The organism is Pseudomonas sp. CHM02, from assembly GCF_000612585.1.
Lineage (GTDB): Bacteria > Pseudomonadota > Gammaproteobacteria > Pseudomonadales > Pseudomonadaceae > Aquipseudomonas.
Genome location: NZ_JFCA01000012.1, coordinates 91,599 through 115,326, shown reverse-complemented (window position 1 = coordinate 115,326; position 23,728 = coordinate 91,599). Strand labels below are relative to the sequence as shown.

24 protein-coding genes are annotated in these 23,728 nt (G+C 61.1%); 13 read left to right on the top strand and 11 right to left on the bottom strand.

What is annotated here, in order from left to right; genetic code table 11:
• The first annotated feature begins 97 nt into the window (after positions 1-97).
• The 9 genes from BM70_RS0108695 (at position 98) to BM70_RS0108655 (ending at position 8,527) form a co-directional block, all read left to right on the top strand.
• On the top strand, positions 98-727 hold the full coding sequence (locus tag BM70_RS0108695; RefSeq protein ID WP_025855640.1) for a DUF1120 domain-containing protein: 630 nt from the start codon (positions 98-100) through the stop codon (positions 725-727).
• 85 nt (positions 728-812) lie between these two features.
• The gene (locus BM70_RS0108690; protein ID WP_025855639.1) at positions 813-1,406 is read left to right on the top strand and encodes a DUF1120 domain-containing protein; all 594 of its coding nucleotides are present in this window, start codon (positions 813-815) and stop codon (positions 1,404-1,406) included.
• Positions 1,407-1,435: 29 nt separating this feature from the next.
• On the top strand, positions 1,436-2,059 hold the full coding sequence (locus BM70_RS0108685) for a DUF1120 domain-containing protein (RefSeq protein ID WP_025855638.1): 624 nt from the start codon (positions 1,436-1,438) through the stop codon (positions 2,057-2,059).
• Positions 2,060-2,106: 47 nt separating this feature from the next.
• Positions 2,107-2,727, top strand: a complete 621-nt coding sequence (locus tag BM70_RS0108680) for a DUF1120 domain-containing protein (protein WP_025855637.1) — start codon at positions 2,107-2,109, stop codon at positions 2,725-2,727.
• A 61-nt stretch (positions 2,728-2,788) separates the two neighbouring features.
• Positions 2,789-3,415 (top strand): DUF1120 domain-containing protein, encoded by a 627-nt coding sequence (locus BM70_RS0108675; RefSeq protein ID WP_025855636.1) that lies wholly within the window; start codon positions 2,789-2,791, stop codon positions 3,413-3,415.
• Positions 3,416-3,440: 25 nt separating this feature from the next.
• Positions 3,441-4,142 (top strand): fimbria/pilus chaperone family protein, encoded by a 702-nt coding sequence (locus tag BM70_RS0108670; RefSeq protein ID WP_238354196.1) that lies wholly within the window; start codon positions 3,441-3,443, stop codon positions 4,140-4,142.
• Between the two features lie 141 nt (positions 4,143-4,283).
• The gene (locus BM70_RS0108665; protein ID WP_043274190.1) at positions 4,284-6,716 is read left to right on the top strand and encodes a fimbria/pilus outer membrane usher protein; all 2,433 of its coding nucleotides are present in this window, start codon (positions 4,284-4,286) and stop codon (positions 6,714-6,716) included.
• 11 nt (positions 6,717-6,727) lie between these two features.
• Complete coding sequence (locus BM70_RS0108660) at positions 6,728-7,867, top strand: DUF1120 domain-containing protein (protein ID WP_025855633.1); 1,140 nt, start codon at positions 6,728-6,730, stop codon at positions 7,865-7,867.
• A gap of 21 nt (positions 7,868-7,888) precedes the next feature.
• On the top strand, positions 7,889-8,527 hold the full coding sequence (locus tag BM70_RS0108655) for a DUF1120 domain-containing protein (RefSeq protein ID WP_025855632.1): 639 nt from the start codon (positions 7,889-7,891) through the stop codon (positions 8,525-8,527).
• Here BM70_RS0108655 and BM70_RS0108650 read toward each other — a convergent pair.
• Both BM70_RS0108650 and BM70_RS0108645 read right to left on the bottom strand, forming a co-directional pair.
• Positions 8,524-9,789 carry a CynX/NimT family MFS transporter gene (locus BM70_RS0108650; RefSeq protein WP_025855631.1) on the bottom strand — a complete coding sequence of 422 codons (1,266 nt, stop codon included), beginning with the start codon at positions 9,787-9,789 and terminating at the stop codon, positions 8,524-8,526. The genes BM70_RS0108655 and BM70_RS0108650 overlap by 4 nt on opposite strands.
• On the bottom strand, positions 9,779-10,438 hold the full coding sequence (locus BM70_RS0108645; RefSeq protein WP_025855630.1) for a FadR/GntR family transcriptional regulator: 660 nt from the start codon (positions 10,436-10,438) through the stop codon (positions 9,779-9,781). The genes BM70_RS0108650 and BM70_RS0108645 overlap by 11 nt, the downstream gene beginning before the upstream one ends.
• 180 nt (positions 10,439-10,618) lie before the next feature.
• Between BM70_RS0108645 and BM70_RS0108640 the strand changes: the two genes are divergently transcribed.
• Positions 10,619-11,107: a type II toxin-antitoxin system MqsA family antitoxin gene (locus BM70_RS0108640; RefSeq protein ID WP_025855629.1), complete on the top strand. Its 489-nt coding sequence runs from the start codon at positions 10,619-10,621 to the stop codon at positions 11,105-11,107.
• 53 nt (positions 11,108-11,160) lie between these two features.
• On the opposite strand, the gene BM70_RS0108635 is transcribed toward BM70_RS0108640, so the two are convergent.
• The 4 genes from BM70_RS0108635 to BM70_RS0108620 form a co-directional block, all read right to left on the bottom strand.
• Positions 11,161-11,925 carry an amino acid ABC transporter ATP-binding protein gene (locus tag BM70_RS0108635; RefSeq protein WP_003171943.1) on the bottom strand — a complete coding sequence of 255 codons (765 nt, stop codon included), beginning with the start codon at positions 11,923-11,925 and terminating at the stop codon, positions 11,161-11,163.
• A gap of 11 nt (positions 11,926-11,936) precedes the next feature.
• A complete protein-coding gene (locus tag BM70_RS0108630) occupies positions 11,937-13,034 on the bottom strand; it encodes an amino acid ABC transporter permease (RefSeq protein ID WP_025855628.1) in 1,098 nt (365 codons plus the stop codon).
• Positions 13,035-13,044: 10 nt separating this feature from the next.
• The gene (locus BM70_RS0108625; protein WP_025855627.1) at positions 13,045-14,226 is read right to left on the bottom strand and encodes an amino acid ABC transporter permease; all 1,182 of its coding nucleotides are present in this window, start codon (positions 14,224-14,226) and stop codon (positions 13,045-13,047) included.
• A 72-nt stretch (positions 14,227-14,298) separates the two neighbouring features.
• Positions 14,299-15,330 (bottom strand): amino acid ABC transporter substrate-binding protein, encoded by a 1,032-nt coding sequence (locus BM70_RS0108620; protein WP_025855626.1) that lies wholly within the window; start codon positions 15,328-15,330, stop codon positions 14,299-14,301.
• A 346-nt stretch (positions 15,331-15,676) separates the two neighbouring features.
• On the opposite strand from BM70_RS0108620, the gene BM70_RS0108610 reads away from it, so the two are divergent.
• Together BM70_RS0108610 and rhlB are read left to right on the top strand one after the other, a co-directional pair.
• Entirely contained in the window at positions 15,677-16,333 is a 657-nt protein-coding gene (locus tag BM70_RS0108610; RefSeq protein ID WP_025855624.1) for an alpha/beta hydrolase, read from the top strand.
• 96 nt (positions 16,334-16,429) lie between these two features.
• A complete protein-coding gene (gene rhlB, locus BM70_RS0108605; RefSeq protein ID WP_081782048.1) occupies positions 16,430-17,902 on the top strand; it encodes an ATP-dependent RNA helicase RhlB in 1,473 nt (490 codons plus the stop codon).
• 104 nt (positions 17,903-18,006) lie between these two features.
• Here rhlB and moaE read toward each other — a convergent pair whose 3' ends face one another.
• From moaE to BM70_RS0108580, 5 genes are all read right to left on the bottom strand, one after another.
• The gene (gene moaE, locus BM70_RS0108600; protein WP_025855622.1) at positions 18,007-18,456 is read right to left on the bottom strand and encodes a molybdopterin synthase catalytic subunit MoaE; all 450 of its coding nucleotides are present in this window, start codon (positions 18,454-18,456) and stop codon (positions 18,007-18,009) included.
• Between the two features lie 2 nt (positions 18,457-18,458).
• A complete protein-coding gene (locus tag BM70_RS0108595; protein WP_025855621.1) occupies positions 18,459-18,701 on the bottom strand; it encodes a MoaD/ThiS family protein in 243 nt (80 codons plus the stop codon).
• The gene (moaC, locus tag BM70_RS0108590) at positions 18,698-19,171 is read right to left on the bottom strand and encodes a cyclic pyranopterin monophosphate synthase MoaC (protein WP_025855620.1); all 474 of its coding nucleotides are present in this window, start codon (positions 19,169-19,171) and stop codon (positions 18,698-18,700) included. Before moaC ends, BM70_RS0108595 begins: the two co-directional genes overlap by 4 nt.
• 164 nt (positions 19,172-19,335) lie before the next feature.
• Positions 19,336-20,730 (bottom strand): PhoH family protein, encoded by a 1,395-nt coding sequence (locus BM70_RS0108585; RefSeq protein WP_005785025.1) that lies wholly within the window; start codon positions 20,728-20,730, stop codon positions 19,336-19,338.
• A gap of 339 nt (positions 20,731-21,069) precedes the next feature.
• Positions 21,070-22,194 carry a polysaccharide deacetylase family protein gene (locus tag BM70_RS0108580; protein WP_025855619.1) on the bottom strand — a complete coding sequence of 375 codons (1,125 nt, stop codon included), beginning with the start codon at positions 22,192-22,194 and terminating at the stop codon, positions 21,070-21,072.
• Between the two features lie 119 nt (positions 22,195-22,313).
• On the opposite strand from BM70_RS0108580, the gene yaaA reads away from it, so the two are divergent.
• Complete coding sequence (yaaA, locus tag BM70_RS0108575; protein ID WP_025855618.1) at positions 22,314-23,093, top strand: peroxide stress protein YaaA; 780 nt, start codon at positions 22,314-22,316, stop codon at positions 23,091-23,093.
• Positions 23,094-23,728: the final 635 nt, after the last annotated feature.

Sequence of the window (23,728 nt, the reverse complement as noted above, 5' to 3'; positions counted from 1 at the left end):
GCCCAAAAAGGGCGCGGCCAGCCATTCCCGGTGGTCGCAAACACATGACGGTTACACACGACCCACAGTCAGCAATCCTTGCACCGGAACCCACGACATGAATAAGCCTCTCGCTGCACTCGCCCTCTTTCTCACGATCGCCCACCAGGGCTCGGCCGTTGCCGCAAGCTCAGTGGAGCTGATCGTCAAAGGCCTGATCACGCCGAGTGCCTGCACGCCGACCTTATCCGCCAACGGCATTGTCGATCACGGCAAGATCTCCGCCAAGGACCTCAATCAAGGCACCCCCACTGATCTGCCAGCCGTGACCTTGCAGATGAATGTGAACTGCGATGCACAGACCTTGTTTGGCTTGAACGGCAACGACAACCGGGCGTCCTCAGCCATCGTCGCGACGGGCTATGGTCTGGGCTTGATCGATAACACGCAGAAAATCGGCACCTACCACCTTGAGCTTGTGAACCCGGTTGCGGACAACGTCGCCGTCATACCCCTGGAGTCCAACAACGGCGGGCAAACCTGGAGCGCGATTGATGGTGAATATTGGTACAGCGGCAAACTGGCCGGTTTCGGCGGTGTTTCCAGTGGCCGGTATGTACCCGTGCCTATTCAGGACCTGACCACTGACTTGGCCGTGATGACCCAGATCGCGCCTGCGCAAGACTTGAACCTGAGCAATGAAGTGTCCCTCGACGGCTCCGCCACGATCGAAGTGAAGTACCTGTAAATCACCCTTTTTTGACCCGGCGCACCGCGCGCCCTCTCGGATTCTTTTGCCATGCCCCCCCTGCTCCCGACTCTTTGCCCTCTCATTGCTGCTGACCGCCGGCTCACAGGTGTATGCCGCCAGCAGCGTCGACTTGACCGTCAAGGGAATAATCACGCCGACGGCCTGCACACCCAACTTGTCTGGCATGGGTGTTGTCGACTACGGAAAAATCTCCGTGTCGGACCTCCATCCCGACCAATTAACCGAGTTACCGGCGACCAGCCTTCAAATGACCGTCACCTGCGAGGCCCCCACACTGTTCGCCCTCAAAGGCATCGACAACAGTACCGGCTCGATTGACCCTTACAACTACTACGGCCTGGGCATGATTGGCGACAAAAACATCGGTAGCTATCACCTCATGCTCACCAACCCGATTGCCGACGGATCCCCGGCTACCCACATCGCCTCAGCCGACGGCGACAGTTGGAAAAACAATGAAGACAACGTGTGGCCTGTGGTTTTCCTCGCAGCATTCAGTGATCAACCCGGTGGTCCATTGTGGGCGCCAAGCCCCATCCAGGCGCTGAGCACGGATCTCGTCATCAGCCCCCTTATCTCTCCGACCCGTAGCCTGAATGTGCGCGATGAACTGCCATTCAACGGCTCTGCCACCCTCGAAGTGAAGTACCTGTAAGCCACCTTACCCCACAGGATGTGTCAACCATGATTCGTGCCCTGACCTGCTTTACCGCAACTGTGCTGATGGCTGGCACTCCTGGTGCTTTTGCCGCGAGCGCCATCGACTTGAGCGTCACCGGCGTGATTACACCCAGTTCCTGCGTTCCCAGCCTGTCCAGCGGCGGCATCGTCGACCACGGCAAACTGACCGTGAAGGACCTGGCCCCCGACCAGCCGACTCGCCTGGAGACCGCCAACCTGCAACTGGAGGTGACTTGCGAGGCAGAAACGCTGTTCACGCTGACTGCCATCGACAACCGCGCCGGCACCTCGGCCATCCACCCTGCCAGCCAGGGCCTGGGCAGGGTCAATGACGACCAGATGTTGGGCAGCGTCGCGTTCAGCGTCCTGGACGCAGTGGCCGACACGGTGCCGGTGCGCACCATCATGTCCAGCAACGGCGGGACCTCCTGGCGCCCTTCCACTTACCTGGGGCACGCAGGCCTGACTGCCTTTGCCAGCGCTGACGACCTCAACGCCCCGATCGCCCTGAAGGTGTTGACCGCCCGCTTGAGCGCGTTTACCACCCTGGTCAAGGCCACCGACCTGACCCTGGTGGATGAGGTGCCCATCGACGGTCATGCCACCCTGCAATTGAAGTACTGGTAAGCCCGACCGTGCGCTTTACCCCCAACAACCCAGGATTGATCCGAGCCATGAACACCCTGCACCGCACCCTTAGTTGCGCCCTGCTGTTGGGCGCGAGTACCAGCGCCATTGCGGCCTCGACTACCGACCTGACTGTACGGGGGTTGATCACGCCGAGTGCTTGTGCTCCCACACTGTCCGATGGAGGGGTTATCGATTACGGAAAGATAGCGGCAAAAGACTTGAAACAGACCGATATCACGTTTCTCGAACACATGGACTTGTCACTCGACATCCATTGCGAGGCGCCCACCGCGATGGCCTTGCAGTTCGTTGATAACCGATCGGGGACCAGCTCCAACCCGAGTTACCCAGGGTTGGGGTTGACCCCCGCCGGGGAGAAAATCGGCTTTCTTACCCCGTACCTGCAAGATCCGAGGGTGGATAACACCGCCGTCCAAATGAGTGAGTCGCAAGACCATGGAGCGACCTGGAAAAAAGCCTACACCTATACTCTACCGGGGCTATACGCGCCCAGCGCCCTGGCGGATGCCAGCCAGCCGATTCCCAGCACTCGATTCTCGGCAAGGTTAGGCGTCATCGCCGCCATCGAGGCTACCGACAGCCTGACGCTGACGAGCGAAGTCCCCCTCGAAGGCAACGTAACCCTTGAAGCCCGCTACCTGTAACACCCTGGCGCTGCTTGGCGCACGTCTTTGATACCGAACTCTTCCACAGTGATCCTACGTGATGAACACAACGATCCTCTCCTGCGCGCTCATGCTGCTCGCCGTGAACCTGACGCCCGCCCTCGCAGGGTCCACCGTGGACTTGAGCGTGACCGGCCGAATCACGCCCCAGGCCTGCAGCGTGTCGCTGTCCGACAGCGGCCTGGTCGATTTCGGCAAGATCCCGGTACGGACCTTGAAGCCAACTGAATACACCCAACTGCCCAGCCAGCAACTGGGCCTGAGTATCAGCTGCGAAGGCCCGACCCTGTTTGCCCTGGTGGGTATCGATAATCACCCGGGCTCATCGCCGGCACCGCTGGTGTTCTACGGGTTGGGCATGAACATTCACGCGCCGTCGGAACGCCTGGGGTCAGTGGGCTTGGCGTTGCGTGGGCCGGTAGGCGACGGCGCGGCGCTGCGTGTCCTGACGTCGCCCGACAACGGCGGCACCTGGCACCCCGAGGCCAACGCCTACCCGGCGCAATACATTGGGTTCGCGCGCTCGGACGCCCTCCAGCCCGAGCCCATCAGGCAGTTGGTAGCCAGCCTGCGAGTGGAAACCGCCATCAGCCCGGCCAGTGGCCTGACGCTGAAGGAAGAAGTGCCTTTGCAAGGTTCGATCACCCTGGACCTCAAGTACCTGTAACCCTTATTGAATGAGTGCTCAGATGATGCAAGTTTCCTGGATACGCGCCGGTTGTGCCGGCTTCGCCCTGTGGTGCTGCGCCACCAGCGCGCTGGCCGACGGTATGGTGCCCGACACCTCGGTAGTCATCGTCCACGAAGCGGAGGGCGAAGCTGCCGTGTCGGTGACCAACACCGACGGCAAGCTGGCCCTGCTGCATGTGACCCTTGAAGACATCCCCGAAGACAAGGACACGCTGCTGTTCGTCACGCCCCCTCTCGCACGGGTGGAGCCCGGCAAGAGTCAGTTGGTGCGGTTCATCCTGCAATCGAAGGAGCCGCTGAAGACCCAACGCCTCAAGCGGGTGATTTTCGAGGGCATGCCCCAGAAACGATCCGGCGCCGAGGCCGGGCGCGCCCAAGTGGGCGTCACGGTGCGGCAGAACCTGCCGGTGATCCTGAATCCCAAGGGCCTGCCGCCCAACCGCACGCCGTGGCTGGGGTTGAGCTGGAAGCTGAAAAACGGCCGGCTCAGCGTGCACAACCCCACGCCTTACGTGGTACGCCTGGCCCAGGAACTGCGACTGCTACCCGGCAAAGGCGCGGCCATGCTGCCACGCACCTATGTGCTGCCGGGAGAGACCTTGACGGTCCCGGCGAAAGGGCCTGCCGCAACCGCGGTACGCCTGCAGCCGGCCACGGTGTATGGCTTTGCCGTCGCGCCTCATGATGCGCCGATCACACGTTGATCCAACGGCGTCCATGGACACTGCGACGCCTCTATAAAACGAAGTGGCCACTCCCTGAAGGCCACCGGGAAGACAGCCTGGCGCCAACGAAAGTCTAGCCACGGGCCTCCATCACAAGAGTGCATTTGTGTGAACACAGTCATGAATTACCGTGACGGCAACGCCGTGCCCGGCGCTTTACCACGCCTGTCACGCGCTCAGCTGCACGTCATTGCCTGGGCCGCCCTTGGCCCTGCCCTATTGGCTGGCCCCGCCTGGGCCGATCCGGCAACGGGCACCTTCGACAACCAGACCCTGCACCAACGCGGCATCGACCCGGAGCTGGCCAGTTTGCTGCTGCAAGCACCGCGCTTTGCCAGCGGTCGCCACGCCGTCAACCTGTCGGTCAACGGCCTGCGCAGAGGGCGTGTCGACGCCACCTTCGACGACCACGGCACGCTGTGCTTCGACGCTGCATTGCTGGACGCGGCGCAATTGGAAACACCGCCTCGCAGCACGGGCGCCTGTCACGGGTTTATCGAGCAGTACCCGCAAACCATGATTGAGCCAGACCCGGCCAGCCTGAGCCTGTCCCTCGTGGTGCCCACCCAGGCGCTGCGTCCGGCGACTCGGGATATTTCCGGCTACAGCACCGGCGGGTTTGCCGGCCTGCTCAATTACGACGTGACGGGGCTGCATAACCAGTACGGCGATGACACCAGCCGATTCGGCTCGGCCAATACAGAAGTCGGCTTCAATGCCGGCGACTGGATCGTGCGCAGTCGCCAAGTCCAGACCTGGCAAGACGGCGTCTCGCGCAGCACTCACCTGGACGCCTACGCCCAACGCACCTTCGCCCGCCAACAAGCGGTGTTGCAGGCGGGGCAGATCAATCTCTATAACCCAGTGCTGGCCGGGGCCCAGATCACCGGCGTACAAGTGCTGACCGAGCAGGGCCTGCAAGACCAGAATCAAGGTGCGACCATCGATGGCATCGCCAATGGGCCGGCCCAGGTGGAAGTACGCCAGAACGGTGCGCTGATCCACTCCACCGTGGTGCCGGCCGGCCCCTTTTCCCTGAGCAATGTGCCGCGCCTGAGCGGGCGCTCCGATGTGGAGGTGACCGTCAAGGAAACCTCCGGCGAAGAACGGCGCTTCACCGTCCCGGCTGCGATGCTCGGGCTGGGCTTGCCGGCGCCGGGCTATTCGGTGGCCGCCGGCCGGGTGCGCGATGCAGACGGAGGCGACGGCGCGCAACCCTGGGTGGTCAGCGCGGGGTGGACGAGTGCACCTCACCCTCTGGTGTCACTGGGCAGCGGCGTACTGGCGGCGATGGATTACCGGTCGGTTGGCCTGAACCTGGGCTTCTTGCCCGCGCAGGACAGCCAATGGCAACTGGCAGTCATCGCCGCCGAGTCAACGCGCCGTGATCAGCAACGCGGCCTGCAGACCGACCTCTCATGGAGCCAACGACTGGGTGAACGCTGGGCCATCAGCGCCGCCAACTCCTGGCGAACCGAGGACTACCGCGACCTTAGCGAATCAACCTACCTCACGGACACGCGTGAACAACAGCGCTCACGCTACCGCGACCAGCAGAGTGCCACGGCCTCATGGTCCCATCCCCGGCTGGGCGCGTTCAGCGCCGGGGTTTCCCGCACCTCCTCGTTTGCCGGCGACAGCAGCAGCCGCGCGCTGGCCTCGTGGGGAACACAGGTGGGTGGCGTGTCCCTGTCGGCCACCGCCGAATGGCACATGGGCGGCCGCCGATACAACGACGACGCCGTTTACCTGAATATCAGCGTGCCCCTTGGCGAGCGCCGCCGTGGCCGGGCGTGGGTGCGTAATTCCGGCGGCGAGCACCGTATCGGGACGGGCGTCAACGAACAGATCAACGATCAACTGGCCTATCGGGTCGGGGTTGAACATGACAGCCGTGACCGCCAGGTGGAATCGTCGCTGGGGCTCACGGCGCTGCCGTTCTACACCCAGCTGGACGTCAACTACACGCGCTCGGACGACGAGCGTTCCAGCTATCAGGGGGGCGCGCGTGGCGCGGTGGTATTGCACGGCGACGGCGTGACCTTCTCGCCGTACCCGGTGCGCGACACCTTTGCGTTGCTGTCGGTGGGGGACATGGCCGGCGTCAAGGTCAGCACGCCGAGCGGCCCTGTGTGGACCGACTGGCAAGGCCAGGCGGTGGTGCCGCAGGTCAGCGCCTATGGCCGTAGCCCGGTGGAAGTGCAAACCGGCTCGTTGCCGCGCAATGCCGACATCAGCAATGGCCTGGCCGTGGTCTCGGCGGGCCGTGGGGCGGTAGACCGGCTTGAGTTTGGCGTGGCGCTGACGCGTCGGGCCTTGCTGACCCTGGACAGGCCCGTTCCGCGTGGGGCCACGGTGACCACCGCCGACGGCGAGTTCGTCACGCTGGTGCAAGAAAGCAACCACGTGTTCCTGCCCACGGTGCTTGACCTGCCCCCCTTGTGGATCAAGGCGCCAGGGCAGCCACGCTGCCGCTTGCACTTTGAATTGCCAAAGAAGGCCGACCCGCAGGTGTATTTCGAAACCGCCCCGGCCCGATGCCCACTGCCTTGAGGAAACCTGCCATGAACCTTGATTACCTGCTGCCCGCGATAGCGCTCGTGCTGGTCGGCATCGGCATCGGCCCTGCACAGGCGCAGGAAGAATGCCGCCTGGACCTCAGCGAGCCACGCCTGGATTTCGGCCTGATGAACCGCGCCGTACTGGTGACGCCTGCGCCCGAGCGTTTACTCGGCGAGCGACGTGTTGGCCTGACCCTCACCTGCTCGCAACCTGTGGCGATGAGCCTGTTTTACCGAGGCCTGGCCGCCGGTGCCGAACGGTTTCGTTTCACCGACCAGGGCAGCTACCAGTTACAGGTCCAGGACGCGGTGCTGGATGGCCATGCCGTGAACCTGGGCTTGATTGCCGGTCACGGGCTAGCACCGAGTACCCACGGTTCAAGCCTGACCTGGCGAGCCGACCATGGCATCGTGCCGTTGCACAACGGCCAGCCCGCGCTCGGTCGCCGCTTTTCCGTACAGATGGTGGCCAATGCCTGGGCCGAGGACGGCGCCGCCCGCGTTCGCGATGCCGTGACCTGGCAGGCCTCTGGGTGGGTCGATGCGCCCGCCTCCGGTCGCTCCCGGGAGCTGCAATTGCTCGCGCGTTTCGCTCCAGCGGCGTGCACGCCCAGCCTGTCCAATGGCGGCACGGTGGACTTTGGCAAGGTGTCGGCCAAGGCACTGAACCCCGACAAGGAGACGCATCTGCCGGACAAGCAATTGGCCCTGACAGTGAACTGCGACGGACCGACTCATTTTGCCTTGCTCATGCAAGACAATCGCCTGGGCTCGGCAACCGGCGGCACCGATGAGACAGCCTACGGGCTGGGCCTGGACGCACGCGCGCAAAAGATCGGCCGCTACTCGGTAAACGTCGACCCGGCGCAGGCCAGCGCCGATAACCTGCAACAGCTGTATCGCACCGAGTCCACCACGGCGGGCGCTGCCTGGAGCAGCGCCAATGCCAACCCACTGCCCCTGGCTGGCCGCAGCTACCTGGGCTTTACCGACAGTGCCGGCAGCATCCTTGGCCCCACAGCGTTGCAGAAGGTATCCGCCCTGCTGACGCTGAAGACAGTCATCGCCCCGCTCCAGCAGTTGGACCTGAGCAGCGAGATCAGACTCGACGGCTCCGCCACCCTGGAAATCATTTACCTCTAACCCGCGTACCGGAGCCCCACAATGAAACCGTCACTGATGTTCCTGACCCTTGCCCTGAGCCCGCTGGCGATGGCCGACTCCACGGTCGAGCTGAACGTCAAAGGCCTGATCACCCCGGTGGCCTGCACCCCAACCTTGTCCGCCGGGGGCTTGGTCGACTTCGGCAAGATTTCCCAACAAGACCTCAACCTCACGACAGGTACGCGGCTGCCGGCCAAATCCCTGAACCTGAGCGTCGATTGCAATGGCCCGGTGCGCTACGCCCTGCGCATGCGCGATAACCGTGACGGCACCGCCCACGTCAACAGCGAGATCTATTACGGGATGGGCCTGGACAACAGCGGCAACAAGATCGGTGTGTACTCGGTCAGTTTCGATCCGAAGCAAACCGTGGCAGACACGCTGCCAGGCCTTTATGGCACCGAGTCCACCACCGGCGGCGTAGCGTGGCGCACGTCCAACCGCAACCCGATCGACATCGGCGCCAGAAGCCTACTGGGGTTTACCGACCTTGAAGGCAGCACGGCCGGCCCCTCTGCGATCCAGACACTGACCAGCACGCTGACCCTCGAAGCGGTGATCACTGCCAAGCAGAACCTGGACCTGAGCACCGATATCCCCTTGGACGGCTCGGGCACTCTGGAGGTGGTCTACCTCTAGACCTTCTCGCTGCACACCCCGACGTACAACGCACGGCCTGCGCCCAGCCCGGCGACGATCGCGCCCAGGCCAATCACCGCGAAGACCCAGCCCACAGCCGACCAACTGCCGGTCCAGTCGTGAATCAGGCCCACCGCAAACGGGCCAAGGGAAGCCAGCGTATAGCCAAACCCCTGGGCCATGCTCGACAGGTTGGCGGCAACGTGGGCGTCACGCGAACGCAACACGATCAAGGTCAGCGCCAGGCTGAACGTACCGCCCTGGCCCAGGCCCAGCAGGATTGCCCACCCCCACAGCCCATCGAGCGGTGCGTACAGGCAACCGAACACCCCCCCCAGGGTCAGCAGCATCACCACGACGATGGCCAGGCGCTGGTCCTTGCCGCGGGTGGCCAGCCACGGTGCCGCAAGCGAACTGGCCAATTGCACGATGATCGAGCCGGACAGCGCCAGCCCGGCTTCAGTGGCACTCAAGCCACGACCGATGAGGATCGACGGCAGCCAGCCAAAGACGATGTAGGCCAGGGACGATTGCAGGCCCATGTACACCGTGACCTGCCACGCCAAGGGGTCACGCAGCAAACCCTTCACCCGATAGGCGGCTTGATGCGCGCCGTGTTTGTGCCCCACTTGCGGCAACCAGAACAACGCCGCCACCAACGCCGGCACCAGCCAGAACCCCAGGCCGATGTTCCAGCTGTCGCCAAAGTAATCACTCAACGGCACCGTAGAGCCCGCCGCCAGCGCTGCCCCCAGGCACAACGCCATGGTGTAGACGCCGGTCATGGCGCCGGCCTGCCTGGCGAAATCACGCTTGACGATACCCGGCAGCAGCACGCCGATGATGCCAATGCTCGCACCCGCGATCAGGCTGCCGGCAAACAATCCAACCTCACCGAACGAGCTGCGCAGGATGATCCCGGCAGCCAGCGTCAGCAAAATCCCCAACACTACGCGCTCGGCGCCGAAGCGCCGGGCCAGGATCGGTGCCATCGGCGCGAACAGGCCCAGGCACAGCACCGGCAAGGTGGTCAGCAAGCCGGCTTTTGCCGCTGACAACCCAAGGCTGTGTGAAACCTCAGCCAGCAGCGGCGACATGCTCGACAGTGCCGGGCGCAAGTTCAACGCCACCAGGATCAGGCCCAGCAACAACAGCCAGGGGCGGCTGACCACCGGGTGACTGTGCTGCACCACCTCGTCGTCGGCTTCGGCGTCGATCAAGAGTTCTTCGAGTTCGGTCGTGCGTTTGGCTTCATGGTTCATTGATCAACTGCCGGCAGACGGATTTGGCGCGCTCGGGGTCTTGGTGTTCCACCGCGTCGAGCAGGGCGACGTGCAAGTCAAACACGGCCTGGCGGCGCGGTGAGATATTCAGGGTCTGGCGCAACTGTGCGCCAACGATGGCGGAGAAATACTGGTACAGCTCGCTCAAGGCAGGGTTGTGCGCGGCGTCGACCAAGTGTTTGTGAAACACCAGGTCAGCGCTGATATAGGCCTCCAGGTCACCGTGATACAGCTCGGCGCTGGCGTCCAGTGCGCTGCGCAACGCTTTGAGGTCTTGCTGGGTGCGGCGCACTGCAGCCAGCCCGATGGCCTCCACCTCCAGTATCTGCCGCGTCTCCTGCGCCTGCTCCAGGGTGCAATGGGACAGCGCCCGCATCGCTCCAAGCGGATCGGTCATCGAGCGCAGGTAACTGCCATCGCCCTGACGGATCTCGATCAACCCGGAAAACGCCAATACGCGCATGGCCTCGCGCACGGTATTGCGGCTGATACCCAGCTCGGCGGACAGCTCAGGCTCGGTGGGCAGGCGCTCACCGATGGCCCATCGGCCTTCGGTGATTCGTAGCCGTAACTGCTCCAAGGCTTGGTCGACCAGGGAGCGTTTGATCAAGGGGGCGATGTCTGTCATGGGCTCAGCGCTTTCGTCCAATCATAGGATGAATTTTTCTACAGCCTATTCGGACCTGACTACAAAGGCAACGCACTAGGGTTCTTACCACACGCAAGCGAAAGATCGGGAGATTTACATCAAGGTCATTGATTCCCCAGACGGTGCCCCTCCGGTGATCTCCCTCAAGGAGAAAAATGTATGAAGGTGAAAGATTGCTACATCTGTGGCGCTCCCAGCGGATTGACCTATTTCGAGGGCCGCAGTGAAACCATCAGTATTAAAGGTATGGAGCGCCGGGTCGACGAACTTTCAGGCTGGGAGTGCAAAGTATGCGCAGATGGTTTCTGGGACCCAGACGACAGTACCGACCGCTATGACGCAGCAAAGAATGAACTTGCCCTCGCCGCCCGGCAAATGATCGGCGCCGAAATAAAACGTACCCGTCGCAAACTCCATCTTACGCAAAAAGAAGCGGTGGAATTGCTGTCCGGTGGCGGCCACAACGCATTCTCTCGCTACGAACGTGGCGAGTTGCTTGCTCCCAAACCCTTGGTGGTGCTGATGCGGCTACTGGATCGTCACCCGCACCTGCTTGCTGACGCAAAAGTCCTGGCAGAAGGCGCGGATATGCGCGGCGCCTTTACCTACACCGTGCACAACGACACTGAAACACTCAAGGCCTCCTAGCCCCCCAAAAAATAAACCCGGCACCAGGCCGGGTTTATCGTTTCAAGCATCGATCAATGCAAGATCTGGCTCAAGAACAACTTGGTCCGATCATTCTGCGGGTTGTCGAAGAAGTCATTCGGCGCCGCCTGTTCCACGATCTCGCCCTTGTCCATGAAGATCACGCGGTTGGCCACGGTGCGCGCAAAGCCCATTTCGTGGGTTACGCACAACATGGTCATGCCGTCTTCGGCCAGGCCGATCATGGTGTCCAGTACCTCTTTGACCATTTCCGGGTCGAGTGCCGAAGTCGGCTCGTCGAACAGCATGATTTTCGGTTTCATGCACAGGGCACGGGCAATCGCCACGCGCTGTTGCTGGCCGCCGGACAGTTGCCCCGGAAACTTGTGGGCCTGCTCCGGGATACGCACGCGTTCCAGGTAGTGCATGGCGATTTCCTCGGCCTTGCGCTTGGGCATCTTGCGTACCCACATCGGCGCCAGCGTGCAGTTCTGCAGGATGGTCAGGTGCGGGAACAGGTTGAAGTGCTGGAACACCATGCCGACTTCACGGCGGATCGCTTCGATCTGCTTGAGGTCGTTGGTCAGTTCCACGCCATCGACCACGATGCGGCCCTGCTGGTGTTCTTCCAGGCGGTTGAGGCAACGGATGGTGGTGGACTTGCCCGAACCCGACGGGCCGCACAGCACGATACGCTCGCCCTGCTTGACGTTGAGGTTGATGTCTTTCAACACGTGGAACTGGCCGTACCACTTGTTGACGCCCTGCATCTGGATAATGCCTTCAGGGCTCACAGGCTGTTTGATCGCTTCGCTCATAACAACAACTCCTAACGCTTGTGGCCTGTGTCGAGCTTGTGTTCCAAATGAATGGAATAGCGCGACATACCAAAACAGAAAATCCAGAACACCAGGGCCGCGAACACGTAGCCTTCGGTGGCCATGCCCAACCATTTAGGGTCGGCGGCGGCTTGCTTGACGCTGTTGAGCAGGTCGAACAGGCCGATGATGATCACCAGGCTGGTGTCCTTGAACAGCGCGATAAACGTGTTGACGATGCCCGGGATCACCAGCTTCAGGGCTTGCGGCAGAATCACCAGGCCCATGCTGCGCCAGTAACCCAGGCCCATCGCCGCGGCGGCTTCGTACTGCCCCTTGGGAATCGCCTGCAGGCCACCGCGCACCACTTCGGCCACGTAGGCCGACTGGAACAGGATCACGCCGATCAACGCCCGCAGCAATTTGTCGATGCCCATGCCCTCGGGCAGGAACAACGGCAGCATCACCGAAGACATGAACAGCACGGTGATCAACGGCACGCCGCGCCAGAATTCGATGAAGGTCACGCAGACCACTCGAATCGCCGGCATGTTCGACCGCCGCCCCAACGCCAGCATGATGCCCAGCGGCAAGGCGCCGGCGATGCCGACGGTGGCGATCACCAGGGTCAGCATCAGGCCGCCCCATTGGCTGGTCGCCACGTTGGTCAGGCCGAAGATCCCGCCGTGCAGCAGGAAGAAGGCAATGACTGGGTACAGCACCAGGAAGCTCAGGCCGTAGATCGCCTTGCGTTGGAAACGCGAGATGAACAACGGCGCCACGCCAACGATGGCCAGCCACACGGTCAGGTCTACACGCCAGCGCAGGTCGCCGGGGTAGTAGCCGTACATGAACTGCCCGAAGCGCTGTTGGATAAACACCCAGCAGGCGCCTTCCTTGGTGCAGTCGGCGCGCGTGGTGCCGACCCAGTTGGCATCCAGGATCGCCCAATGCAGGATCGGCGGCACCACCAGGTAGATCAGGTAAAACGCCAACAGCGTCAGCAGGGTATTGAGCCAGCTGGAAAACAGGTTGGCGCGCATCCATGCCATCGGCCCGAACACTTTGTTCGGCGGCGGCATATCAGGTTTGAAAGTATGCGTACTCATGCGTGTTTCCTCACCGCTCGATCAGCGCAATGCGCTTGTTGTACCAGTTCATCAGCAGGGAAATGCTGATGCTGATCGCCAGGTACACGCTCATGGTGATAGCAATGACTTCGATGGCCTGCCCGGTCTGGTTGAGCACCGTGCCGGCAAACAGCGAAACCATTTCCGGGTAACCGATACCGGCGGCCAGCGACGAGTTCTTCGCCAGGTTCAGGTATTGGCTGGTCAGCGGCGGGATGATCACTCGCAGCGCCTGCGGGATGATGACCTTGCGCAGCGTCGGCCCAGGGCGCAGGCCCAGGGAGCGTGCGGCTTCGGTCTGGCCGTGGCTGACGGACTTGATGCCCGAACGCACGATCTCGGCGATGAACGCTGCCGTGTACACGGTAAGCGCCAGGGTCAGTGCCAGCAGTTCAGGGATGAGGACCCAGCCGCCGACGAAGTTGAAGCCCTGCAGCTTGGGCATTTCCCAGTGCAGCGGTGCACCGAAGATCAAGGCACACAGGGCCGGGATCACGATGAACAGCGCCAGGCCGGCCCAGAACTTGTGGAACGGTACGCCGGTCGCTTCGAAACGCTTGTTGGCCCAACGCGCCATCAGCACGATTGCCACGATGGCGACCACGATGCTGGCCACAAACGGCCAGAAACCGTCAGCGGCAATCGCTGCCGGCATGTTCAGGCCACGGCTGCTGACAAAGAAGGTATCACCGAAGTTATGGCTGTTACGCGGCCCCGGCATGGTCAGGAACACGGCGAAGTACCAGAACAGGATTTGCAGCAGCGGCGGAATGTTGCGGAACACTTCCACGTACACGGTCGCCAGCTTGTTGATCATCCAGTTCGGCGACAGCCGGGCCACGCCGATGATGAACCCGAGCAGCGTCGCCAGGATCACCCCGATAAAGGTCACCAGCAGGGTATTGAGCAAACCGATCACAAACACTCGGGCATAGCTGTCCGATTCGGTGTAGTCGATCAGGTGCTGCGCGATGCCGAAGCCGGCACTGCGTTCAAGAAAGTCGAAACCCGAGGTAATGCCCCGGTGCTGAAGGTTGGTCTGGGTATTGTTGAAGAGGTACCAGCCCAGCGAGACCACCGCCACAATCGTGATGATCTGGAAGAGCCACGCACGCACTTTGGGATCGCTGAAGCTGAGCTTCTGCTTTGGTGCGCCGATTTGATTTTGCATGAAGTGCCCCGGAAATAATGGAACAGAACATCACCCGGCGGTTGGCCCACCGGGTGACAGAACCATCAGCGATCAGCGCACAGGTGGTGCGTATTGAATGCCGCCAGCGTTCCACAGTGCGTTCAGGCCACGGTCGATTTCCAGCGGGGTGCTCTTGCCCAGGTTGCGCTCGAACACTTCACCGTAGTTACCGACTTGCTTGACGATCTGTACGACCCAGTCTTTCTTCACTTTCAGGTCTTTGCCGTATTCGCCGTCAGCACCGAGCAGACGTGCAACGTCCGGGTTCTTGGTGGACTTGGCTTCGGCTTCAACGTTTTTGGAGGTGATACCGGCTTCTTCAGCGTTGAGCATGGCGTAGCCAACCCAGCGCACGATGGCCAGCCACTCGTCGTCGCCGTTACGTACGACCGGGCCCAGTGGTTCCTTGGAAATGGTTTCCGGCAGAACTACGTAGTCCTTCGGTGCGGCCAGCTTGCTGCGCTGGGCGAACAGTTGGGACTTGTCGGAGGTCAGCACGTCGCAACGACCGGATTCCAGCGACTTGGCGCTTTCGTCGGAAGTGTCGAAGGTGATCGGGGTGTATTTGAGGCCGTTGCCACGGAAGTAGTCGGAAACGTTCAGCTCAGTGGTGGTACCGGCCTGGATGCAGATGGTTGCACCGTCCAGTTCCTTGGCACTTTTCACGCCCAGCTTGTTGTTTACCAGGAAGCCGATGCCGTCGTAGTAAGTGATGAAGCCTGGGAATTTCAGGCCCATGCCGGCGTCGCGGGAGCTGGTCATGGTGGTGTTACGGGACAGAATGTCGACTTCGCCCGATTGAAGCGCGGTGAAACGCTCCTTGGCATTCAACTGGCTGAACTTGACCTTGGTAGCGTCGCCGAAAACGGCAGCGGCCACAGCGCGGCAAACGTCAGCATCGATCCCCAGGATCTTGCCGCTGGCATCCGGTACCGAGAAACCCGGCAGGCCGTCACTCACCCCACATTGCACAAAGCCTTTCTTCTGCACGGCGTCCAGCGTGGCGCCAGCTTGGGCGAAACCACTGACACCCAGTACAGCCGCCGCGGAAACGATGGCCAGGGTGGATTTCAATACCTTCATTCAAACCTCCAGTTTGCTCTTGTTGTGTCGGAGCTCGAACTTCAGCGCACCCTTATGAGGCGATATCGACCCGTGTTGGCTTTTTTTAGGGTCAAGCGGCATGAAGTTGTCGCGGTAATTCCAGTTGCTATCCCACAAGCGGCAGTCACTGATAGTGTTACCGTCCTGAGATAGCGCTGACATCGTTCAACACATAGCAAGGCCCGTACCAGAGTGATGGCCGAGTCGATTCAGGCCCCGGTCAATAGAAAAACATTCAACGGTGCGACATCTTATTAACAGATCAACCCGTCGCGCACCGTTCCGACGCACCCAATCGGAGCGCACGCACATTAATGGAGCAGACATGACCGAACCCTTGATTCTTCAGCCCGCCAAGCCCGCAGACGCCTGCGTAATCTGGTTGCATGGCCTGGGTGCCGATCGCTACGACTTTCTGCCGGTGGCCGAAGCGCTGCAGGAAAGCCTGCTGACCACGCGCTTCGTTTTGCCCCAGGCCCCTACCCGCCCGGTGACCATCAATGGCGGCTACGAGATGCCCAGTTGGTACGACATCAAGGCCATGAGCCCGGCCCGATCGATCAGCCTGGAAGAGCTGGAGGTCTCGGCCAACATGGTCACGGACTTGATCGAAGCGCAGAAGAGGACCGGAATAGACGCCTCGCGGATTTTCCTCGCGGGCTTTTCCCAAGGCGGCGCCGTGGTATTCCACACAGCCTTCCTGAATTGGGAAGGCCCTCTGGGTGGCGTGATCGCCCTCTCCACCTACGCCCCCACTTTCAGTGATGAACTGGAATTATCCGCCAGCCAACAGCGCATTCCCGCCCTGTGCCTGCATGGCCAGTACGACGACGTGGTGCAGAACGCCATGGGCCGCAGCGCCTACGAGCATTTGAAGACCCGTGGTGTCACCGTGACATGGCAGGAATACCCAATGGGCCACGAAGTGTTACCCGAGGAGATACGCGACATCGGTGCCTGGTTGACCGCTCGCCTGGGCTGAAAACCACCGTTTATGTAGCCGTATGACAGACGCACTACGCCGCGCCCGATTCTTGCATTACACTGGCCGGCGTACATTCCTTAACCAATTAATGAGATCACCGTGCTCAAAGCACTCAAGAAGATGTTCGGCAAAAGCGAGGCTGAGCCGCTCGCGCCTGTTCCCAGTGCTCCTGTCCCGACACCCGGCAGCCGCAACGACGGTAAACAGCCCGGCCGGACCGCACCTGTCGCCCAGCCGAAGAAGCCGACCGTAACGCCGCCTGAACAGGCAAAACCGGCCGAGGCCGCTCCCGCGCCAGTCGCACCCAAGCCGCGCCGCGAACGTGCACCAAAACCGCCCGTGATCCCATGGAAACTCGAAGACTTCGTCGTCGAGCCCCAGGAAGGCAAGACCCGCTTCCACGATTTCAAACTGGCCCCGGAACTGATGCATGCCATCCAGGACCTGGGGTTCCCGTACTGCACGCCGATCCAGGCGCAGGTGCTTGGCTTTACCCTCGCGGGCAAAGATGCCATCGGCCGCGCCCAGACCGGCACCGGCAAGACCGCCGCGTTCCTGATCTCGATCATCACCCAGCTGCTGCAGACGCCGCCGCCCAAAGAACGCTACATGGGTGAACCGCGCGCACTGATCATCGCCCCCACCCGGGAGCTGGTGGTACAGATCGCCAAGGACGCCGCCGACCTGACCAAGTACACCGGCCTCAACGTCATGACGTTCGTGGGCGGCATGGACTTCGACAAGCAGCTCAAGCACCTCGAAGCCCGTCACTGCGACATCCTCGTGGCTACGCCTGGCCGTCTGCTGGACTTCAACCAGCGCGGCGACGTGCACCTGGACATGGTCGAAGTGATGGTGCTGGACGAAGCCGACCGCATGCTCGACATGGGTTTCATCCCGCAGGTGCGTCAGATCATCCGCCAGACCCCGCCGAAATCCGAACGCCAGACCCTGCTGTTCTCCGCGACCTTCACCGAAGACGTGATGAACCTCGCCAAGCAATGGACCACCGACCCGTCCATCGTCGAGATCGAAGCGGAAAACGTCGCCAGCGAAAACGTCGAGCAACACATCTACGCCGTGGCCGGTGCCGACAAATACAAATTGCTCTACAACCTGGTCAACGACAACGGCTGGGAGCGCGTGATGGTGTTCGCCAACCGCAAGGACGAAGTGCGCCGCATCGAAGAGCGCCTGGTGCGTGACGGCGTGAACGCCGCGCAACTGTCCGGCGATGTGCCGCAACACAAGCGCATCAAGACGCTGGAAGGTTTCCGCGAAGGCAAGATTCGTGTGCTGGTGGCCACTGACGTGGCGGGTCGCGGGATTCACATCGACGGCATCAGCCACGTGATCAACTTCACCCTGCCGGAAGTGCCGGACGACTACGTGCACCGCATCGGCCGTACCGGCCGTGCCGGGGCGGCGGGTGTGTCGATCAGCTTTGCCGGGGAAGATGACTCGTACCAGCTGCCGTCGATCGAGGCGCTGCTGGGTCGCAAGATCAGCTGTGAGACGCCGCCGACGCATCTGTTGCGCCCGGTAGAACGCAAACGCCCAAGCTGAATGCGCAAACCCTGTAGGAGCCGGCTTGCCGGCGATGTGGCCTCAAGCCTTGCACTGTTCTCACGGTCGTCATCGCCGGCAAGCCGGCTCCTACAGAGCTATGTTTATTTCCAGCGATCTGCTGCTGCCTGATCGCTGTGCCGCCCCTCCACCCAACGCGGCCCCTCACTGGTATTTTCCTTCTTCCAAAACGGCGCCCGCGTCTTCAAGTAATCCATCACAAATGCACAGGCATCAAATGCAGCCTGGCGATGGGCGCTGGCAGCCGCCACGAACACAATCGGCTCACCGGGCTCCAGCGCGCCAATGCGGTGCAGCACTTCCAGCTTGAGCAACGGCCAGCGCTGCTCCGCTTCCACGGCGATCTTGGCCAGGGCCTTCTCGGTCATGCCCGGGTAGTGCTCCAGGAACATTCCCGACACGTCGCGGCCGTCATTGAAGTCGCGTACATAGCCGACAAAACTCACCACCGCGCCCACGCCGACATTGGCCGCATGCATGGCGTTCACCTCTGCGCCTGGATCGAATGCCTGGGGCTGCACACGAATGGCCATGTTCAGCCTCCGGTCACGGGGGGGAAAAATGCGACTTCGTCGCCGGGTAGTAGCGGCTCGTCGAGCCCGCACAGTTCTTCGTTACGGGCGCACATCAGGCTGGTCTCGTTGAGTACCGCAAACTCCGGGTCACTGGCCAGCGCCAGGCGCACAGCCTCGACAGTGGCGAAATCGCCTTCCATCTCCAGCGAGTCAAAGCCCACCGCTTCGGCGTAACGCGCGAAAAACAATACGTTGATGCTCATGCCTGGTCCGCCTTGAAGTGCCCGCTTTTGCCGCCGAGCTTTTCCAGCAGGCGAATACTTTCGATGGTCATGCCACGGTCCACGGCCTTGCACATGTCGTAGATCGTCAAGGCCGCGACGCTCGCCGCGGTGAGGGCTTCCATCTCCACGCCGGTCTGGCCGGAGAGTTTGCAACGGGCGACGATATGCACTGCATCTTCGCCGTCAGCGCTGAGGTCGACCTTGACGCCCGTGAGCATCAGCGGGTGGCACAGGGGGATCAGGTCGCTGGTTTTTTTCGCTGCCTGGATCCCGGCAATGCGGGCCACGGCAAATACGTCGCCCTTGGGGTGGGCACCGTCGACAATCATTTTCAAGGTCTCTGGCAGCATGCGCACACGCGCTTCAGCCACCGCCTCACGGAACGTCACGGACTTGTCGGTGACGTCGACCATGTGGGCGCGACCTTGGGAATCGAGATGAGTCAGCACAGGGATACTCCTGATCAGGAGCCTCGATTGTAAACCCAACGCCGATCAAATGTGGGAGCTGGCTTGCCTGCGATGCAGGCACCTCGGTGTGTCAGTCACATCGCGGTGATGCTATCGCAGGCAAGCCAGCTCCCACAAAAGCCAGCTCCTGCACTGGCTGTGTTTTACAAGTGAGATTCGGCGTATTCGGCCAGAATCGAACGAGGCACCCCTTGCAGCGCGATATGCACGCCGTTCGGGAAATCCTTGAAGCGTTCAGTCAGGTACGTCAGCCCGGAGCTGGTCGCGGACAGGTAAGGGGTGTCGATCTGTGCCAGGTTGCCCAGGCACACCACTTTGGAACCGGCGCCGGCACGGGTGATGATGGTTTTCATCTGGTGCGGGGTCAGGTTCTGGCATTCGTCGATCAGAATCAGGCTCTGCTGGAAGCTGCGACCTCGGATGTAGTTGAGGGATTTGAACTGCAACGGCACTTTGCTGAGGATGTAGTCGACGCTGCCATGGGTGTTTTCGTCATCCATGTGCAAGGCTTCGAGGTTGTCGGTGATCGCCCCCAGCCACGGCTCCATTTTTTCCGCCTCGGTGCCGGGCAGGAAGCCGATTTCCTGGTCCAGGCCCTGCACGCTGCGGGTGGCGATGATGCGGCGATAGCGCTTGGTCACCATGGTCTGCTCGATGGCGGCCGCCAGGGCGAGGATGGTTTTCCCCGAGCCCGCGGCGCCGGTCAGGTTGACCAGGTGGATGTCCGGATCGAGCAGCGCATACAGCGCCAGGCTCTGGTAGATATCACGCGGTTTCAGGCCCCAGGCTTCCTGGTGCAACAGGGGTTCCTGATGCAGGTCGAGAATCAGCAGCTTGTCGACCTGGATCTCTTTGATCCAGCCCACAAAGCCCTGTTCGTCGACAATGAACTCATTGATATGCACCGCCGGCAGGTTGTCGATCAGCTGTACCTGGTGCCAAGTGCGGCCGTGGTCCTGACGGGTTTCGACCTTGCTGACACGGTCCCAGAACGAGCCGGTCATCATGTGATAACCCCGGGAAAGCATCGACACGTCGTCGACCAGTTGGTCGGTACTGTAGTCCTCGGCAGCGATCCCACACGCTCGTGCCTTGAGGCGCATATTGATGTCTTTGGTCACCAGCACCACGCGCAGGTCCTTGTCGCGAGCGTGCAGGTCGATCAATTGGTTGATGATTTTGTTGTCGTTCAGATTTTCCGGCAGCAGGCTGTTGGGCTCGCTGCGCTTGCTCATCAGAATCGACAGCAAGCCCTTGGGCCCGCTCTTGCCCCGCTGGATCGGTACGCCGACTTCGACGTCCTCCGGCGACGCTTCGCCCAATGTCTTGTCGATCAGGCGGATCGCCTGGCGACATTCGGCGGCAACGCTGTGGTGCCCGCTTTTGAGTTTGTCGAGCTCCTCAAGCACGATCATCGGGATGGCGACGTGGTGTTCTTCGAAGTTGAGCAGTGCGTTTGGATCGTGAATCAGTACGTTGGTATCAAGCACATAAAGGATTGGCTGGTCGGAAGAAGGGTTACGTCCATGATCATCCATACTCGGTCACCTTTGTGGGAGCCAGTCGACGCAATACCACAACAGTGCTGCGCCTCGATTCGACCACCGACTGCACCTGAGTGACGTCAAGCGCAGTGCCCACATGAGGAGTCTTGGAAGACGCCACCTGTGCTGCAGGTTTCGGCGATCTGACTTCGTAATACCGCAAAACCCATGACAGGAAAAAGCACTTTGACGCTTTTTTGAAGTTTATTTTTCAGGATGACGAATAGCACTAGCCGAGTGCCGGGTACCCCGTTAAAGTCGGAAGTCCGCCTGCATCGAAATGTCGTAAAAAATCGCCCCAAAACTGCCCCATACCCAACAGGGCCGGGCACTTCAGCGAAACGCCTCTCGGCAGTCCTGCCACCCCAGACCACTCTGTGCCGTTGCCTGCAACAAGATCGGCAGGGCGACCCGCGCCTTGTCCTGGGTGTCGTGAAACACAATCACGCCTTTGCGCCACAGCAGCATCAACGTCAACACCCGTTGCGCCGACTCATCGGCCTTGAGCTTGCCCGGTTCGTCCTGGGAGTCGATATCCCACAACGCCACCTGCAAGCCCTGGGCTTGAAAGAAACCCTGGCTGTCCGCGCGGCGCTGGCCATAGGGCGGACGGAACAGCGGCACGTAATTTTCCGGCATCAGGTTCTGCGCCAGCGAGGCACTGCGGGTGATGGAACTCTGCCAGTCCACCCAATGGCTGTGGGAGCGATACTGCCAGCCCTGGGTGCCGACGCACTGGTCTTGATAAAGCGCCTGCACATCGACAACAGAGCTGCGCTCCACACGGGTTTGCAAGCTGCTGCCGAGGGCGAAGAAGGTCGCGTTCATCTTCTGCTTGCGCAGGTAGTCGGTGAGCCAGTCGGTATTACCGCTGACCGGCGCCGGGCCGCCATCGAACGTCAGCAGGAACAGCCGGTCGTTGAACTCGTCACCATTACGCTCGTGGTCACCGAAACGCGCGATTTCGCTGCTGATCTGCGGAAACAGCGCGGCCTTGCGCAGCAACTCGTCCAGGTAGCGCTCATGGAATGCATGGCTCGGACCCGCCCAGCCTATATAGAAGGAATTTTCGCTGACTTCGAACTTGCCGGCTTGCTCGCGCAGGTCGTCCATGCTTTCCACCAGGTAACAGAACGAGGCGTCCTCCTCGCAGCTCTGCTGGGCAAAGGTGTAGTTCTCCAGCAGACGCTGCCAGAGCTGGCGGCGCAGGTCATCGATGGCGGCCAGGTTGATGATCTTCAAGCCCAGGCGTTGCTTGAGCGCGGCCTCATCCTGGTTCTCGCTGGCCAGCAGGCTGTGGGCGAACATCAGGATTTCCGCGCGCGAGGCCACATCGAACAGCGCCGGGCTGCCGAGTTTTTCCGGCCAGGTACCACGGTCCAGGCTGGCCACATCCACCGGTGCCGCGTGGGCATTCAGGCACAACAAGCAAGCCGATAACAAAAGCGCTATTCGCACACGGGGTCTCCCTCTCCAGAGTCACCGGCCATCATAGCGGATCGCACCTATCGCCATCATAGGTGGAGTCAAACCGTCCAACCCCCTAGAATCCCTCCACGTTTACAGGAGACGACTTCATGCTGATGGTGATTTCCCCCGCCAAGACCCTCGATTTCGAGACCGCGCCGGCGACCCAGCGCTTTACCCAGCCGCAGTACCTGGACCACTCCCAGGAGCTGATCGAGCAACTGCGCACCCTCAGCCCGGCGCAAATCAGCGAATTGATGCACGTATCCGACAAGATCGGCGGCCTCAATGCCGCCCGCTTCGGCAGTTGGACCCCGGCGTTCACCCAAGCCAATGCCAAGCAGGCGCTGCTGGCGTTCAAAGGTGACGTCTACACCGGCCTGAATGCCGAAACCTTCAGCGATGCCGACTTCAGCTACGCCCAGGACCACCTGCGCATGCTCTCGGGCCTGTACGGCCTGCTGCGCCCCCTGGACCTGATGATGCCGTACCGACTGGAGATGGGCACCAAGCTGCCCAACGCCCGTGGCAAGGACCTGTACGCCTTCTGGGGCACGCGTATCAGCGAATGGCTCAACGAAGCGCTGGCCGAACAAGGGGATGACGTGCTGCTCAACCTGGCCTCCAACGAGTACTTCTCGGCGGTCAAGCGCACCGCCCTCAAGGCGCGGATCATCAATACCGAGTTCAAGGACCTGAAGAACGGCCAGTACAAGATCATCAGTTTCTACGCCAAGAAGGCCCGGGGCATGATGAGCCGCTTCGTGATCGAAGAGCGCATCAATGACCCGGCGAAGCTCAAGCAGTTTGACGTGCAGGGCTATCGCTTCAATGCCGAGCAGTCGAAGCCGGACAATTTGGTGTTCTTGCGCGATCACGCACCGGAATAAAGCGGCCGCTCCTTTCGCTGCACTGAATCTCAACTGTGGGAGCTGGCTTGCCTGCGATGGCGTTGCATCAGTCGATTCATTTCTGACTGATACACCGCCATCGCAGGCAAGCCAGCTCCCACATTTTTTTACGCATTTCAATCATGAAACTGTCATTATTTTGGCGTCAAAAAATATTCTGACACCTCTCTAACAATTCTTTCACTCGACATTCGTCGTTTTTTTTCGTAGTGGCACCACTTTTTTAAAACACTAGTGGCACAAAACTATCCTCTCGCGCCAACTCCCTATAAGTACTGGTCCAAATAGCAAGTGCTATCAATATAGTACCAGTGCCATCTTTGCTAATATTTCAAGAAATTTCAGGAAACAGGATGAGCGGGCTGGAACTTCGTCCTAAAGCACCGCTCATACCACCGGTAACGAAATTCTCTGTTTCTGTAGGAGATGACTTACACGGCAGACCAACGGAAGTAGCGAAGTTGTCACAATCAACTTCGACTCAGTGGTCAGATTACCAACCGATTAGTTGAGAGCGGCGATAAGGATCAATTGCCACGAACTATAAGGCCAAGGCTGTGCTTACCCTAATGGGTCAGTGAGACAACCCAAGGCATTGATATTTAAGGCTTAAA

Excerpts from the sequence above, each read along its gene's own strand:
- moaE (WP_025855622.1), bottom strand. The coding sequence starts at position 18,456 with ATGGCCATTCGTGTGCAGCCCCAGGCATTCGATCCAGGCGCAGAGGTG.
- BM70_RS0108585 (WP_005785025.1), bottom strand. The coding sequence starts at position 20,730 with ATGGATGATCATGGACGTAACCCTTCTTCCGACCAGCCAATCCTTTAT.
- BM70_RS0108660 (WP_025855633.1), top strand. The coding sequence starts at position 6,728 with ATGAACCTTGATTACCTGCTGCCCGCGATAGCGCTCGTGCTGGTCGGC.
- BM70_RS0108680 (WP_025855637.1), top strand. The coding sequence starts at position 2,107 with ATGAACACCCTGCACCGCACCCTTAGTTGCGCCCTGCTGTTGGGCGCG.
- BM70_RS0108665 (WP_043274190.1), top strand. The coding sequence starts at position 4,284 with ATGAATTACCGTGACGGCAACGCCGTGCCCGGCGCTTTACCACGCCTG.
- BM70_RS0108625 (WP_025855627.1), bottom strand. The coding sequence starts at position 14,226 with ATGCAAAATCAAATCGGCGCACCAAAGCAGAAGCTCAGCTTCAGCGAT.
- BM70_RS0108635 (WP_003171943.1), bottom strand. The coding sequence starts at position 11,925 with ATGAGCGAAGCGATCAAACAGCCTGTGAGCCCTGAAGGCATTATCCAG.
- BM70_RS0108650 (WP_025855631.1), bottom strand. The coding sequence starts at position 9,789 with ATGAACCATGAAGCCAAACGCACGACCGAACTCGAAGAACTCTTGATC.
- BM70_RS0108695 (WP_025855640.1), top strand. The coding sequence starts at position 98 with ATGAATAAGCCTCTCGCTGCACTCGCCCTCTTTCTCACGATCGCCCAC.
- yaaA (WP_025855618.1), top strand. The coding sequence starts at position 22,314 with ATGCTGATGGTGATTTCCCCCGCCAAGACCCTCGATTTCGAGACCGCG.
- BM70_RS0108645 (WP_025855630.1), bottom strand. The coding sequence starts at position 10,438 with ATGACAGACATCGCCCCCTTGATCAAACGCTCCCTGGTCGACCAAGCC.
- BM70_RS0108675 (WP_025855636.1), top strand. The coding sequence starts at position 2,789 with ATGAACACAACGATCCTCTCCTGCGCGCTCATGCTGCTCGCCGTGAAC.
- BM70_RS0108610 (WP_025855624.1), top strand. The coding sequence starts at position 15,677 with ATGACCGAACCCTTGATTCTTCAGCCCGCCAAGCCCGCAGACGCCTGC.
- BM70_RS0108685 (WP_025855638.1), top strand. The coding sequence starts at position 1,436 with ATGATTCGTGCCCTGACCTGCTTTACCGCAACTGTGCTGATGGCTGGC.
- BM70_RS0108620 (WP_025855626.1), bottom strand. The coding sequence starts at position 15,330 with ATGAAGGTATTGAAATCCACCCTGGCCATCGTTTCCGCGGCGGCTGTA.
- BM70_RS0108630 (WP_025855628.1), bottom strand. The coding sequence starts at position 13,034 with ATGAGTACGCATACTTTCAAACCTGATATGCCGCCGCCGAACAAAGTG.
- BM70_RS0108655 (WP_025855632.1), top strand. The coding sequence starts at position 7,889 with ATGAAACCGTCACTGATGTTCCTGACCCTTGCCCTGAGCCCGCTGGCG.
- BM70_RS0108670 (WP_238354196.1), top strand. The coding sequence starts at position 3,441 with ATGCAAGTTTCCTGGATACGCGCCGGTTGTGCCGGCTTCGCCCTGTGG.
- BM70_RS0108595 (WP_025855621.1), bottom strand. The coding sequence starts at position 18,701 with ATGAGCATCAACGTATTGTTTTTCGCGCGTTACGCCGAAGCGGTGGGC.
- BM70_RS0108640 (WP_025855629.1), top strand. The coding sequence starts at position 10,619 with ATGAAGGTGAAAGATTGCTACATCTGTGGCGCTCCCAGCGGATTGACC.